The following is a 13,604-nucleotide window of genomic DNA, read 5'->3' as shown; positions in this document are numbered from 1 at the left end:
CTCTGGTTAGACCGATGTGCGTGCCGCAGAGTTGTTCTCGCGGGAGCGGATCAAATCGCCAGAGAAAGGAAATGAGCAAATGAAGATTTTCGCCAGGTTCGGTGTTGCCGCCGTCGTCGTGGCCGGCGGCCTGACCCTCGCGGCGCAGCCCGCGGCTTTCGCCGCCGCGGCGCCCGGCGTCTCCGTGACGCCGTCCACGGGTCTGTCCGACGGTGGCACCGTCACGGTGGCGATCACCGGTGCGGGAGCGAACGAACAGTACCTCGTCTCTCAGTGCGCGACCGTCAACGACAAGCTCGCGTGCAATGTGGAGGCGGGAAAGACGGTTACCACGGACGCCAGTGGTTCGAGCAGCGCGTCGCTCACCGTCAGAAAGAGTTTCCAAGGCGTGACGCCCGAGGGCACCCCGGTGGGCACGGTGGACTGCGCCACCACGACCTGCTCCGTCGGCGCCGGGAATCAGACCGTATATCTCGGTTCCCAGCAGATCTCTTTCAAGTGATACCGGCTCCACGCAAATAACCGGGATCCCGTCCGACCGTCAGGATCGGACGGGATCCCGTCGTTTTACCGGCGGCTGGTCGACGCAGCCGGGAATGGTGTTCTTCGGACTGCAGTTATCGGGAATGTTGGCGCGGACGACCGAGCGCTGGAGGCTGACGTCGGTGCTGGCGGTGGCGATTCCGCCGCCGGCGGATCCTTTGTTCCGCATGACCACGACGCGATCGAGCGTGGTGGTTCCCAGGTTGGAGACGCCTCCTCCCAGGCTGCCGGAGGTGTTGTCGGTCACTGTGCTCCGGATGACGTGCGACACGCCGATCGACTGGGTGTTCAGCCCACCGCCGTTGACCGGTGCGCTGTTTCCGGTCACGACGCTCGCGGACACCGTCAGCGTCCCGAAGTTGACGATGGCGCCGCCCCCGACGCTCGCAGTCGAGTTCTCGCTGAGCACGCTGTGGGAGATCGTCGCGTTGGCGCCCTCGCTGTTGGCGATCGCGCCACCGTTCCCTGCGTGGTTGCCGGCCATGATGGTCTGCTCCAGAACCACGGTGCCCGCGTTGAGGATTCCACCGCCGGGGCCCGCCGTGCTTCCGCCCAGGATGGAGATCCTCTGGACATGGAGCGTCGCCCCGGATGCGACCTGCAGGACGCGGAAGGCGTCGGTCGCGGTCGGATCGCGCCTGATACTTGTGCCCGAACCGCCCACCAGGGTGATGTCGCCCGTGATGATCGGGAGTGCGTCGCCGGAGTCGGTCGCGGCGGTGTAGTTGTAGACGCAGTCCGGCGAAAGCAAAAGGGTGCCGGCTCCGTTCCCGTTGGCTGCTGTGATCGCCGTGACGAGCGCGTCAGGGTCGCACGGGACGTTCACGGCCTTCGCCAGAGCGGGCATCGCCTGTGCCGCCTGCGGCATCGCACCCAGCGTGATCCCCGCGAGCGCAGCGGCCCCCATGCCGCCGATGATTCTAGAAAAAGAGCCCATCGGGCCGCCCCTATATAAAATGGACATTTGCCCTGTCGGCATCGTCGACAATAGGGAAACATGCCTGAGCTGAGGGAATGTTCGGGGAGCATCTCCGTTCAGAACAGTTGACCAAGATTTACCGGCGCCTTTCATGGCGCCGCTGCAACGATGGGTCTGCCCTTCCCCGCCGGCCATGGCCATGACGGCGGGGAATCGGCGTGCCTGGAGGACAGGCTCATCTACTGGTGGTCAACTCACGGTCGGGGACGGTGCGTGAGGTCTTCCGGCCGGTGCTGAGCGTGAGCAGCAGCGAAGCCGCTGTCAGCGCCACACCGAACCAGACGGCGCTCGGGACACCGAGACGATCGGCGAACAGTCCACCGAAAAGCGCGCCGAGCGCAATGGATGTGTTGTATCCCAAGGTGTTGATCGACATGGCGGCTTCAAAGGTGTCGGGCGCGGCGGCGAGCGTCATGTTGATCTGGCACAGGTTGGCGGCGCCGAAGGAAACTCCCCAGAGGGCCAGGGAGACGATCGCACCGACCTGCGAGTGACCGATCGTGAGCAGCAACAGCAGGGACACCACGAGTCCTGCGCAGGCGGCGATGAAGCTGCCCCTCAGGCTCTTGTTCACCGTATATCCGGCGATGAAGTTTCCGGCCGCGCCGCCGACGCCATAAATTATCAGCAGGCTGGCGATGAAGGCGGGCGTGGCGGCTGAATTGTCCTCCATGAAGGGCCGCACAAACGTGTACGCCCCGAAATGGCCGAGCACGTACAGAATGACGGCGAACATCACCAGACGGAGTCGCACGTTCGTGCGGGGGAGTCCGAAGACCTCCCGCACCGGGACCGCGTTCTGCGACGGCAGTGAGGGAATCACGGTGGCGACCGCGAGGAACACCAGCGCGCTGAGGCCGCTCCAGATGAGGAACGTGGTCCGCCAGCTGGTGAGGCTTTCGAGGAAGGTCCCCAGTGGTATGCCCACGACCGTGGCGATCGAGATGCCGGACAGCGCGATCGCGGACGCCCTGTTCGCGTGGCGCTCCGGAACGAGGCGCATCGCCATGCCCACGCCTATGGCCCAGAACACCCCGTTGGCGAATCCCATGAGCAGCCGCGCCGTCAAGACCAGCGGATAGTTCGGCGAGACGGCCGTGACCAGGTTTCCGAGGGCCAGTATCGCCAGAAGTGCGGACAGCAGCGCGCGTCGGTTGACGCGCCTGGTCCAGGCCACGATGAACGGCACGCCGAGCCCGGCTGAAACGCCGTACAGCGTGACCATCAGCCCGGCGACGCCCACGGACACGCTCAGGCTCGAGCTCACCGGAGTGAGCAGGCCGACGGGCATCAGCTCGGTGGTGACGAAGACGAACAAGCTGGCTGTGATGACGGCGACGCCCAGCCAGGATCTCAGGGTCGAGTGTGGATGATTGTCGTGTGCGGTCAATTTCTTCTCTCTCATATGGGTGTGCAGCGGGTTGACCGGTCGGAGCTGCGCCAGCAGCGCGGCACCGATGATCACCAGGACTCCGGCCAGCTGCGGCATCGACAGCGTCTGATGCAGAAACAGGTAGCCGAGGAGGGTCGCGACGATCGGGCTGCACAGGGCGAGGACGGAAACCGCCAGTGCCGGCAGCCGCTCGATCCCGCGGAACCAGATCGCATAACTGATGACAGCGCCCAGGGACATGAGGTAGCCGAATCCGATGAGGTTGGCCCCGCTGATGGTGGCCGGCAGACCTTCGACGGCCAGCGTGAAGGGCGACAGCACGAGTCCGCCCGCGATGAGCTGCCAGGCGGTGAAGGGGAGCAGCCCCACTCCGTCCGGGCGTCCCCACAGTTTGGTCAGCGTGATGCCGACGGCCATGCAGGCCACCCCTGCCAGTGCCGATGCCACGCCGACAAGATCCAGTGCCGCCGTTCCCTTGGAGACGAGTAACACGACACCGCCCGCGCCGAGGACGCAGGCTGTCACGTGCGCGTACCGGATCCTGTCCCCGATGAACAGCGCCGCCAGGACCAGGACCAGCATCGGCTGCGCCGACATGATCATTGCGGCTGTGCCGCCCGGTAGGCGATAGGCCGCGACGAACAACAGGAAGTTGAACGCGCCGATGTTGAGCGTTCCGAGCACCAGGGCGCGCCACAGCCAGATCCCGGCCGGCAGCGTACGGGCGAAGGCCAGCAGTATCAGGCCCGCGGGAAGCGCCCGCACGGTGGCGGCCAGCAGCGGGCGGTCGGGCGGCAGCCACTCGGTCGTGACCAGGTAGGTGCTTCCCCAGATCGCCGGTGCCAGCGCCGTCACACCCGCGGTGAGGAGTTGCCGGCCGCTCCTCATGCCGCGCCGCGCTCCGTGCCGAGGCGCCGGTCACCGGGGTCGCCGATGCCGGGCAGCAGATATGTGTTCACGTCCAGTCGTTCCTCGCGGAGACGACCATCCCGATCGCTCCTTATTGATAATCTCAACGTTGAGATAACAGCATAGACGTAAGCTCAACGTCAAGTAGATGAACGTTGAGATACTTTGTGTTGAGAGAGATGGCAGACTCGGCGGCGGATGACCGTCGAGCGGCCGGGAGGAGGCCCCGTTGGGCGACGCGGTGGACGTGATCATGACCCAGTGGCTGCGCGAACGGCCCGACGTCGACACCTGGCCCATGGGGATCGTCGGGCGGGTCAGCAGGCTGGCGCGGTTGCTGGATCGCGAGCTGAAGGAGTTCTTCGCCGCGCACGGGCTGGAACGGTGGGAGTTCGACGTGCTGGCCACCCTGCGCCGGTCCGGGGCGCCGTACGAGCTGACGGCCGGAGCCCTCAACCGGGCCGCCATGGTGACCTCCGGGGCCATCACCAACCGGATCGACAGGCTCGCGGCCAAAGGCCTGGTCGAACGGATGCCGGACGAGGGGGACCGGCGCTCGATCCGGGTCCGGCTGACCGGGCCCGGGCTGGCGAAGATCGACGAACTCGTCGCCCCGCACGTGGAGAACGAGGCTCGCCTGCTGGCCACGCTGGCTCCGGAGGAGCGTGATCAGCTGGCGGGCCTGATGCGCGGCCTGCTCGAGTCGCTCGGCGACACGACGGAGGAGTAGCCGCGCGCACCAGCGCCTGCCGCGTCCTGCGGGCGCGCTCCTGCTTGGGCTCGGCGGCGGGGCTCATCAGTGGCGCACCGGGTAGCCCGCCGGGTACCGCTCTCCGGCCACCGCGCCCGGCGGGACGGCCTCCTCGATCGCGGCGAGATCGCCGTCGGTGAGCACGACGTCGCGGGCGGCCGAGTTCTCCGCCGGCCGGGTACGGCGGCGCGTGCCGGGGATCACGGCTGTAGACGACCAGGCCGATGCGTCCGGGTCGATCCGGTGCTGGCAGTACAGGTCGATGTGGTCGACGCCGAGGCGCTTCAGCGAGGCGTCGCACGCGGCCCGGACATGCTCCGGCCGCCCGTTGAAGCGGTCGCCGCCGTCGGACCCGCGTTCCACGCCGAGCTTCGTCGCCAGCAGCACCTCGTCGCGCCGCCCGGCGACGGCCCGGCCGACCAGCTCCTCGTTGGTGAACGGGCCGTAGATGTCAGAGGTGCCCAGGTCGCGCGCACGGTGGATCGGCGCGATCGACTCCGCCTCGTCGTCGCGGCCGTCGTAGTAGTCGCTCATTCCCCTGCATCCCAGGCCCATGGCAGGGCTGGACAGGCCGTGGCCGAGTGCGCGCAAGGACATGTCACCTCACATTCCGAGGTGCTGTCTCGTCGGTCTGGTGAGAACAGATGCGACAGAGGAAAGTCGGCCACACATGACCACCCCTTCCGAGCCAGGAGCCGGCAGGCTCGATCCGAGCCTGAGCGCGATCATGAGCGAGCGGCGCCAGCTGATCAATCTCGCGTACCGGCTGCTCGGCTCCCTGGCCGATGCCGAGGACGTCGTCCAGGAGACGTACGCCCGCTGGTACGCCATGTCCCGGCAGCAGCAGGAGGCCATCGAAGCCCCCGGCGCCTGGCTGACGAAGGTCGCCAGCCGCGTCTGCCTCGACCTGCTCGGCTCGGCGCGGGCCCGGCGGGAGCGCTACGTGGGCGAGTGGATCCCCGAGCCGCTGCCAGGACGTACGGAATGGATCAGCGGGCGTCCGGGCGGCGCCACGGTCGACCCGGCCGACCGCGTCACCCTCGACGAGTCGATCAACATGGCCTTCCTCGTCGTGCTGGAATCGATGACCCCGGCCGAGCGCGTCGCGCTCATCCTGCACGACGTCTTCCGCTACTCCTTCGCCGAAGTGGCCGAGATCGTCGGCCGTACCCCGGCGGCCTGCCGCCAGCTGGCCTCCTCGGCCCGCACTCGCATCCGCGCCGCGCAGCCCCCCGCGACTCCGTCGGCCCAGCGCGCCGGCATCGTCAGGGAGTTCAAGCAGGCCTGGGAGGCCAAGGACATCGACGCCCTCATCGGCCTCCTCGCCCCCGACGCCACGGGCACCGCCGACGGCGGCGGCCTCGCCAGCGCCGTGCTCCACCCGGTGGAAGGCGGCGAACAGATCGCACACCTCCTGGTCGACATCGCCATCAAGGCGCCCGACCTGATCATCCTGGAGCGTACGGTCAACGGTCAGCCCGGCCTGGTGGCTCAGCAGGACGGCGTCACCGTGATGGTGATGGCCCTCGACGTCGCAGGGGACCGGATCCAGCACATCTGGGCGGTACGGAACCCCGAGAAGCTCCGGCCTTGGACGGCGGGCTGACCGCGACCGCGCTCAACTGAGCACGCGGTCGCCTTTTCGATTCCTGCGGATGTAGTACTCGGCGACAAGCCGCAGGCCGGCATAGCCGACCGGCCAAACGATCATGGTCCATCGCCCGAGGACGAAGCCGGCCGGGATGGACAGCGCGAACATGATCGTCGTCATCGCGGACCATGCCTGGATCCCGCTGATCACGCCGCGGGGCGCGGTGGGGTCCAGGAGCCCGGAGCGGACGACGTGCCGGAGGACCAGGAGCATGGTGGCGCCCAGGAACGTCATGGCCGTCGCGTAGACGATCACTCCTGCTCCGTTCGGCACCTTGCCGAGGGTCTTGCTCGCCCAGGGGATCAGCACGTACCCGAGCAGGGCCAGGAGGTTCAACGTGATGAGCTGCGGGTCGGTACGGCTGACGTGGACGAAGAGCATGTGGTGCGCGGTCCACGTGGCGGCGATCACGCAGAACGAGATCAGGAACGCGATGTACTCGGAGCCGTGCGCCGCGAGGGCCCCCCACAGGTGCAGGGGGTCGGGGACCTCCGGTACGGGCAACTCGACGGCCAGCAGGGTCAGCATGATGGCGATGACCGCGTCGGAGAAGAAGATCATGCGTTCCAGGCTGTGGGTCTTCGCGGTCAACTCAGTCGGCTCCGAGCATCTTGACCGCCTCGCGGCCGTGCTGCTGGTTGGCGGCGACAAAAGGGCTGACCCGGTACTGGTAGGCGGCGAACGCGGCAGGGTGATCGGCACCGGACGCCGCCAGTTCCCGGGCGAGGGTGTAGGCGCCGATGAGCGCCTGCGACGTTCCCATGCCGGACGGTGGCGCGGCGCAGTATCCGGCGTCGCCGACCAGCACGACCCGGCCCGTGTACCAGTGCTCCATCTCCACCTGGCAGGCCGAGGAGAACAGGAAGTCGGGCGCCGTGGTCATCTCCTTCAGCAGGCGGGGCACCTCCCAGCCCGCGCCGTCGAAGCTCGCCCGGACGATCTCCTCCTGCTGGCCGCGATCGAGCAGGTCCAGCTCGGGAGAGTCGGTGGCGAACGACAGGCTCACGGTCATCCGGTCGGCGTCGGCGGCGCTGAACAGGTAGACGGCTCGCCCCGGCTCGCTCTGCAGGATGCCTCGGTGGTCCAGGCCCAGATGGTTGCCGGTGGTGAAGCCGACTCCCGACATGCCCAGGTGCCGGACGAAGTTCCGGTGCGGGCCGAAGGCCAGCCGCCGGACGGTCGAGTACACGCCGTCGGCGCCGACGACCAGGTCGAACGTGCCCGGACGGGCGTGTTCGAACGTCACGTGCACACCCGCCTCGTCCTGGGCGAGAGTGCGGATGGAGTCGCCGAAGACGTACTGGACGTCGTCCTCGGTGAGGCGGTGCAGGATGGCGGTCAGGTCGCGCTTGGGCACCTCCAGTTCGCCGGCGAACGCCTCCGCGGGCAGCTCGCCGATCTTGACGCCTTCGGCGTCCACCAGGTCGGTACCGCGCATCCGGGTGTCGCAGGCGCGTACCTCGGCCAGGATGCCCATACGTTCACCGCTCCAGGTTCGGGCGAACCCGCCTCCCGAACAACGACGATCTCAGCAACGCACCGTTAACCGATACGTTCACGATCACAGATCACCTGACGAGAAGGCGACGTGCAGATGGCTGACCGATTCGGCACCCACCACCTCGAGTACGGCGACGGCGTCGTCGTCAAGCGCTACACGTCGTGGGACCGAGGAGAGCCCCATCGGGAATGGGCTGCGCTGACACTCCTGGCCGAGCATGCGCCCGGCCTTGCGCCCGCGCCGGTGGAGGCCGCGCTCGACGCCAATCCGCCCGTGATCGTGATGAGCAGGCTGCCGGGCCGCGTCCTGCGCGGCGTACATGCCACTGACGAGCAGATCCGCGCACTGGCCACCGTCTTCAACCAGCTGCGTCATGCGATCCCCACGCGGGTGGTGGAAGCGGCCGCACCCGCCCCGTGGGGACCTGCCACGGCCGTGGACAAAGTCCGCGCCTGGGCCGACAAGCGGCCCGACCTCGGCGAGAATCCCCTCGTGCGGCAGGCGTTCCGGACGGGAGCCGCCTGGCTGGCCACCGCCGCCCCGGACCGGCTCACCGCGAATCCGCTCCCGCCCGTCTTCGGGCTGGCTGACGGCAACCACGCGAACGTGCTGTGGGACGATCACGAGCGTCGCGTGCGGCTCGTCGACTGGGAAGACTCCGGTCGCAGCGACCGCGCCTTCGAACTGGGCGAGATAAGCGAGCACATCTCCCGCCTCGACGGCGCCCTGGACGCTGAGCGCCTGCTGGCTCACATCGATCTGGCCCCGGGGGAGGTCGAGCGGGTACGCGACTTTCGCCGCCTGATCGCGCTGGTCTGGTTTCTCCAGCTCGGGCCCGACGGGCCGGCGACGCCTCGCAACCCGGCCGGCACCCTGGAGCGCCAGGCCGCACGAGTGCTGCATCTGTTCGGCTGACGCTCCGTACATGGCGCGAGCTTCCGGCCGGTAGGCCCTCAGTCTTCCAGCTGTTCCAGTGCCCATCGGGCCCACTCACGCTGCGCCTCGTACTGGAAGATCCCGTACTGCAGCGCGAGCCGGCCGAAGCGCAGGCGGCCGCGCGGGTGGTCGCCCGCGTCGGCGGCCTCGGCGATGGACTGGAGCTCGGCGATCATCTGCTCGGCCGTCTCCAGATGCCCCCGCACGAGCGTGCTCGCCTCCAGCGGGTCCAGAGCCGACAGCAGGCACATGCGCAGGCCGTGCTCGTCGCGTACGGCGCGTGGTTTGGGCGGTGACAGCAGCCAGGCGCGCAGCTCCTCTCGGCCCGCGTCGGTGATCGCATAGGTACGGCTGCCGCGCGCCCCCTCCTCGGCGATGACGACCAGGCCCTCATCGGCCAGGCGCTTGAGCTCTGGGTAGATGTGGCTCTGCCGCGCGGTCCAGGTGTAGCGCTGCAGCGACCGCTCGAAGCGGACGTTGAGGGCGTAACCGCTGGCGGGACCGTCCTCCAGCAAGCCGAGCAAGGCGTATCGCAGTGACATACGTCTATCTTGACATATACGAACGGACAGGTCCTAATGTAGGCGTCATGACGGACGTACTGATCGTGGGCGCCGGACCGACCGGCCTGACCCTCGCCTGTGACCTGACCCGCCGGGGGATCGCCTGCCGCATCGTGGAGCAGGCCGCGGCGCCCGCCGCCGGCTCACGCGGCTTCACCCTCAAACCGCGCTCCTTAGAGGCGCTGGACGATCTCGGCGTCGCCGACCGCATCCTGGCGGCGGGCGACGTCCGCGGCTGGCTCCGCTTCCACCTCGGCGCCGACCGCCTCTTCGACCTGCGCCTGCCGCCCGCTGCGGCCGCCCCCTCGCGTCCGTACCCCAACACCGTGGGGCTGCCCCAGTGGCGTACGGAGTCGATCCTGCGCGACCGGCTCGCCGAGCTCGGCGGGAAGGTGGAGTTCGGGCGAGGGCTGACCGGATTCGACGCCGGCGACGAGGGCGTGACGGCGACGCTGGAGGGCGGCGAGCGGGTCCGCGCCCGCTACCTGGTCGCCGCGGACGGCGGCCGCAGCCTGGTCCGCCGCACGCTCGGCCTGCCCTTCACCGGCTCCACCGCCGAGGACATGCGGGCTCTCATCGCGGACGTGCGCATCGACGGCCTGGACCGCGACAGCGGCACGCACCTGTGGGTGACCGCCGACGGTCACATGCTGGCCGCCCGCCCCATCCCGCACGCCGACACCTGGCAGGTCGTCACGTCGCTGGAGCCCGGCCAGGAGGGCGACCTCGACACCGTACGCCGCGCGCTCGCCGGCAGGACCGGGCGCGCCGACCTCCAGGCGTCCGACCCTGCCTGGCTGTCGATCTGGCGCTACAACCTGCGGATGGTCGAGCATTACCGGGTGGGCCGGGTGCTGCTGGCCGGAGACGCCGCCCACGTGCACAGCCCGTTCGGCGGCCACGGCATGAACACCGGCATCCAGGACGCCTACAACCTCGGCTGGAAGCTCGCCCTGGTCGTCCAGGGCGCGGCCAGGGCCGAACTGCTGGACACCTACGAGGCCGAGCGGCTGCCGGTCGCCAGGGAGATCCTGGCCGACAGCGATCGCCTCATGAAGGGCAGGGTCCCGCCGCGTGCCATCCGCCCGGTGCTACGGCTGATCCTGAAGTCCGTCATGGCCCGCCGGCAGCGCCGTACCCGCAACGACCATCCCGTCTACCGCACCGGCCCGCTGACCCGGCACCTCACCGGCCGCCGCGGCCGCGTCCGTGCCGGAGATGTCGCCCCCGACGCTCCCGTCATGCTCGACGGCCGTCAGACCCGCCTGTTCGAGCTGCTCCGCGGCCCGCACTTCACCGCGCTGACCTTCGGCGCCGATGCCGGCCTCACCGACCCCCGGGTCCGCGCCTACACCGTCGTCCGTCAGGGGCAGGCCGGACTGGTCGACACGACCGGGCACCTGCACCGCATGTACGGCGGGCGCAAGGGCACGACCGTGCTGATCCGCCCGGACGGCTACATCGGGCTCATGGCCGACACCCCTGCCGAGCCGGCGGACTACCTCAAGCGACTATGACCTGCCCCGTCAGAGCCAGCCGGCGTCGCGGGATATGCGGATGGCATCGATGCGGTTGCGCCCGCCTACCTTGCTGATCGCGTTCGACAGGTAGTTGCGCACCGTGGCCTGCGACAGCGAGAGCTGGGTGGCGATCTGGGCGGTGCGGATGCCGCTCGCCGCGGCGCGCAGCACCTCGGTCTCGCGGGCCGTCAGCGGGCTGCTGCCCGTCTCGAGCGCCGCCGCGACGAGCTCGGGGTCGATCACCCGCTCGCCTCTCGCGATCCGCCGGATCCCGTCCGTGAGGGTCTGCGCCGGGGCGTCCTTCACGATGAACCCCTTCACGTGCACCTTCAGCGCACGCAGCAGGTTGCCCGGCTGGCTGAGCCCCGTGAGCACCAGAGTGCGGCAGTCGGGAAGCCGCGCGGACAGCTGCTCGGCCGCCGACAGCCCGTCCAGCCCCGGCATGTCGATGTCCAGTACGGCGACGTCGGGGCGCACCCGCAGCGCGGCGTCCAGCACCTCGTCCCCGCGCTCGATCTCCGCGACCACCTCCATGTCGTCCTCCAGCGACAGCAACGCGACCAGCGCGGACCTGATCATGTGCATGTCCTCGGCGATCAGCACGCGGATCACGCGACCTCCTCGGGGACCTCGACCGACAGCCGGAACCGGCCGTCGTGAACACCGGCGTCGGACGAGCCGGACGCGGCCTTGGCCCGCTCGGCCACCCCCGCGAGCCCGGAGCCATGCTGCTTGCCGTTGCGCGGTCCGTCGCTCAGGCCGTCGCGCGGTCCGTCGCTCAGGGCATGGCCGGCGACGCTGCGGACGCCGTCGTTGACGATGTCCAGCCGTATTCTCCCGCGCTGCCGGGAAAGCGTGATGGTGCAGGACCCGGCGTCGCTGTGGCGCAGCAGGTTCGTGGTGCCCTCTCTGATGGCCCAGGCCAGGGCGCTCTGCGCGGACGCGGGCAGCGGCGGCAGGTCGGCCACGTCGAGCCGGGTGTCCACCCCTGCGGCGCCGAGCAGCGCCGCGGCCCCGTCGATCTCCGTACGCAGCGACACGGTGTGCTGGTCGCGGGTGATCGCCCGTACGTCGTGCAACGCGTCGCGGGCCACGCCGGTCAGGCTCTCGATCTCGGCGCGGGCGGCGGTGGCGTCCCTGGTGAGCAGCCGCAGGGCCAGATCGCCCTTGAGGGAGATCGCCGACAGGCTCTGGCCGAGCAGGTCGTGCAGGTCACGCGAGACCCGGATCCGCTCCTCGCCGACGGCCGTGGCGGCCAGTTCGGTACGGGCGGCCTCCAGCTCGTTCAGCAGCCGGACCAGCCGGGCGCCGCCGACCAGGGCCGCGGCGAACAGACTGGGCACGACCACGGCGTACAGAGCCAGGATGACGACCTGCCAGACGCTGAAGCCCGGTGTCCGTACGGTCGCGATCACCTGGAAGACCACGTAGACCGCCAGCTGTGCGGCGGCCAGCGCCCACATCGTCCGGCCGCGCAGCAACATCACCGTCGAGGCCAGAAGGAGAATGCAGATGGCGATCCAGTTCACGTTCAGCACCCAGAGCGGCGCGTAGGTGAGCAGCAGGAGCGCCGCGAAGCTCCAGCGCCATCCCGCGGGTCGCTCACCCCGGGCGGCGGCCAGGCTGTGCCGTAGCTGAAGCCCGAGGATCGCGGCGGCGGCCAGGATCGCGGGCAGCGGGTCGGAAGGTGGCGAACCGTCCGTGCCGAGGCTGGTGTACACCGGCACCTGTACCGCCAGCGGCACGTGCAGGGCGATCAGGGGCCAGTGCGGGTGCCGCAGCACCCATCGCGGCGGAATCGAGAGGGTCATGCCGGCACCTCGATCGTCTCGACGGTGCCGTCGGCGCGCACCTCCAGCAGTACCCGGCCGTCCAGGTCGGTCGCCGTGATCGTGCAGGCGCGGGTGTGCCCCTCACGCAGCAGGCGGGTGACCGTCGCGCGCAGCGCACCTCGCTGCTGCGGGGCGATGGTGTCCGGGATGCCGGCGCGAGGCAGGTCCAGGCGGGTGACGATGCCCGCCGCGGTCAGCAGGGCGGCGGCGGTCTCCAGTTCGGTGCGCAGCGACGGCTGCCGGTAGCCGCGTACCCGCCGCCTGGCCTCGGCCAGCGTACGCCGGGAAGCGTCGGCGAGCCAGGTGAGCTCCTGCGCCGCGTCCGCCGGCTCGCCCCCTGCGGCCTTGGTCGCCGCCCGGTCGCCACGCGCCGCGATCGACTCCAGCGCGCTGCCGAGGCTGTGGCGCAGGTCGTCGTCGATCCTGCGCCGCTCCTGCATGACGGCCCGCTGAGCCAGCGCCTCCCTGGCCGTCTGCAACCGGGTCAACGCCGCGGCCAGCCATACCAGCATCAGCAGCGCCACGCTGCCGCACAGCACCGAGAACGTCAGCCACGGCGCGGCCGCCCACGACAGCCCGAGCGCGTGGGCCACCGGCGCCGCCGCGGCCACCAGCGCCACGCATCCCAGGTATGACCACGGCGCGGGCAGGATCAGCAGGGACGACACCACCAGGGCCGTGTACGCCCGCGGCCACATGTTCCCGGCCAGTGGGGTGGCCCCGAGGATGACCACGGCCATCACCGCCAGCGGCCAACCGCCGAGCGGCGTCCGGCGCGCCCGCGCCGCGTACCAGATGTGGCGCAGGTGCAGCGGAAGGTAGGCCGCGGTCGCCGCGATGCTCCACAGCCCGGTGCCGACGCCGTTTCCCACATAGCTGAACGCCAGCCCGACTTGCACCAGCGGCAGCAGGGCGCTGCAGGTGACCGCGCCGACTGGCGCCAGCCGGACGGCGCGGTCGGATCGCCACAGGTCCGCCAACCCTCTCACCGCCCGTCCTCGCATCCTGGCTGACCAGAGTAGAGGT

The 13,604-nt window shown here is 69.8% G+C and carries 14 protein-coding genes; 5 read left to right on the top strand and 9 right to left on the bottom strand.

Going from position 1 to position 13,604, the window contains the following annotated elements; translation table 11 throughout:
- Positions 1–16: 16 nt before the first annotated feature.
- Complete coding sequence (locus ABD830_RS51570; protein WP_345002971.1) at positions 17–502, top strand: enediyne antibiotic chromoprotein; 486 nt, start codon at positions 17–19, stop codon at positions 500–502.
- A 39-nt stretch (positions 503–541) separates the two neighbouring features.
- Here ABD830_RS51570 and ABD830_RS51565 read toward each other — a convergent pair whose 3' ends face one another.
- Positions 542–1,480 (bottom strand): hypothetical protein, encoded by a 939-nt coding sequence (locus tag ABD830_RS51565; RefSeq protein ID WP_345002970.1) that lies wholly within the window; start codon positions 1,478–1,480, stop codon positions 542–544.
- A 217-nt stretch (positions 1,481–1,697) separates the two neighbouring features.
- A complete protein-coding gene (locus ABD830_RS54555) occupies positions 1,698–3,803 on the bottom strand; it encodes an MFS transporter (protein WP_378520767.1) in 2,106 nt (701 codons plus the stop codon).
- A gap of 250 nt (positions 3,804–4,053) precedes the next feature.
- On the opposite strand from ABD830_RS54555, the gene ABD830_RS51550 reads away from it, so the two are divergent.
- Positions 4,054–4,554 (top strand): MarR family winged helix-turn-helix transcriptional regulator, encoded by a 501-nt coding sequence (locus ABD830_RS51550; protein WP_345002969.1) that lies wholly within the window; start codon positions 4,054–4,056, stop codon positions 4,552–4,554.
- Between the two features lie 66 nt (positions 4,555–4,620).
- Here ABD830_RS51550 and ABD830_RS51545 read toward each other — a convergent pair whose 3' ends face one another.
- Complete coding sequence (locus ABD830_RS51545; RefSeq protein WP_345002968.1) at positions 4,621–5,172, bottom strand: aldo/keto reductase; 552 nt, start codon at positions 5,170–5,172, stop codon at positions 4,621–4,623.
- A gap of 73 nt (positions 5,173–5,245) precedes the next feature.
- On the opposite strand from ABD830_RS51545, the gene sigJ reads away from it, so the two are divergent.
- On the top strand, positions 5,246–6,181 hold the full coding sequence (sigJ, locus tag ABD830_RS51540) for an RNA polymerase sigma factor SigJ (RefSeq protein WP_345002967.1): 936 nt from the start codon (positions 5,246–5,248) through the stop codon (positions 6,179–6,181).
- 12 nt (positions 6,182–6,193) lie between these two features.
- On the opposite strand, the gene ABD830_RS51535 is transcribed toward sigJ, so the two are convergent.
- Both ABD830_RS51535 and ABD830_RS51530 read right to left on the bottom strand, forming a co-directional pair.
- Complete coding sequence (locus tag ABD830_RS51535) at positions 6,194–6,817, bottom strand: TMEM175 family protein (RefSeq protein ID WP_345002966.1); 624 nt, start codon at positions 6,815–6,817, stop codon at positions 6,194–6,196.
- Position 6,818: 1 nt separating this feature from the next.
- Positions 6,819–7,703 carry an FAD-dependent monooxygenase gene (locus ABD830_RS51530; RefSeq protein WP_345002965.1) on the bottom strand — a complete coding sequence of 295 codons (885 nt, stop codon included), beginning with the start codon at positions 7,701–7,703 and terminating at the stop codon, positions 6,819–6,821.
- Between the two features lie 117 nt (positions 7,704–7,820).
- On the opposite strand from ABD830_RS51530, the gene ABD830_RS51525 reads away from it, so the two are divergent.
- Positions 7,821–8,642 carry a phosphotransferase family protein gene (locus ABD830_RS51525; RefSeq protein ID WP_345002964.1) on the top strand — a complete coding sequence of 274 codons (822 nt, stop codon included), beginning with the start codon at positions 7,821–7,823 and terminating at the stop codon, positions 8,640–8,642.
- Positions 8,643–8,680: 38 nt separating this feature from the next.
- Here the strand turns inward: ABD830_RS51525 and ABD830_RS51520 are convergent, their stop codons facing one another.
- The gene (locus tag ABD830_RS51520) at positions 8,681–9,205 is read right to left on the bottom strand and encodes a PadR family transcriptional regulator (RefSeq protein ID WP_345002963.1); all 525 of its coding nucleotides are present in this window, start codon (positions 9,203–9,205) and stop codon (positions 8,681–8,683) included.
- A gap of 47 nt (positions 9,206–9,252) precedes the next feature.
- Here ABD830_RS51520 and ABD830_RS51515 point away from each other — a divergent pair, with 47 nt between their 5' ends.
- Complete coding sequence (locus ABD830_RS51515; protein WP_345002962.1) at positions 9,253–10,743, top strand: FAD-dependent monooxygenase; 1,491 nt, start codon at positions 9,253–9,255, stop codon at positions 10,741–10,743.
- A gap of 9 nt (positions 10,744–10,752) precedes the next feature.
- On the opposite strand, the gene ABD830_RS51510 is transcribed toward ABD830_RS51515, so the two are convergent.
- The 3 genes from ABD830_RS51510 to ABD830_RS51500 are packed head-to-tail and all read right to left on the bottom strand — an operon-like array spanning position 10,753 to position 13,567.
- Positions 10,753–11,358 carry a response regulator transcription factor gene (locus ABD830_RS51510; protein WP_345002961.1) on the bottom strand — a complete coding sequence of 202 codons (606 nt, stop codon included), beginning with the start codon at positions 11,356–11,358 and terminating at the stop codon, positions 10,753–10,755.
- Positions 11,355–12,557: a sensor histidine kinase gene (locus ABD830_RS51505; protein ID WP_345002960.1), complete on the bottom strand. Its 1,203-nt coding sequence runs from the start codon at positions 12,555–12,557 to the stop codon at positions 11,355–11,357. The genes ABD830_RS51510 and ABD830_RS51505 overlap by 4 nt, the downstream gene beginning before the upstream one ends.
- Positions 12,554–13,567, bottom strand: coding sequence for a sensor histidine kinase (locus tag ABD830_RS51500; protein ID WP_345002959.1), 1,014 nt, complete (start codon positions 13,565–13,567; stop codon positions 12,554–12,556). The genes ABD830_RS51505 and ABD830_RS51500 overlap by 4 nt, the downstream gene beginning before the upstream one ends.
- Positions 13,568–13,604: the final 37 nt, after the last annotated feature.

The sequence above is a fragment of the Nonomuraea helvata genome (assembly GCF_039535785.1).
Lineage (GTDB): Bacteria > Actinomycetota > Actinomycetes > Streptosporangiales > Streptosporangiaceae > Nonomuraea > Nonomuraea helvata.
The sequence above is the reverse complement of the archived record's forward strand: the minus strand, read 5'-3'. Positions and strand labels throughout refer to the sequence as shown.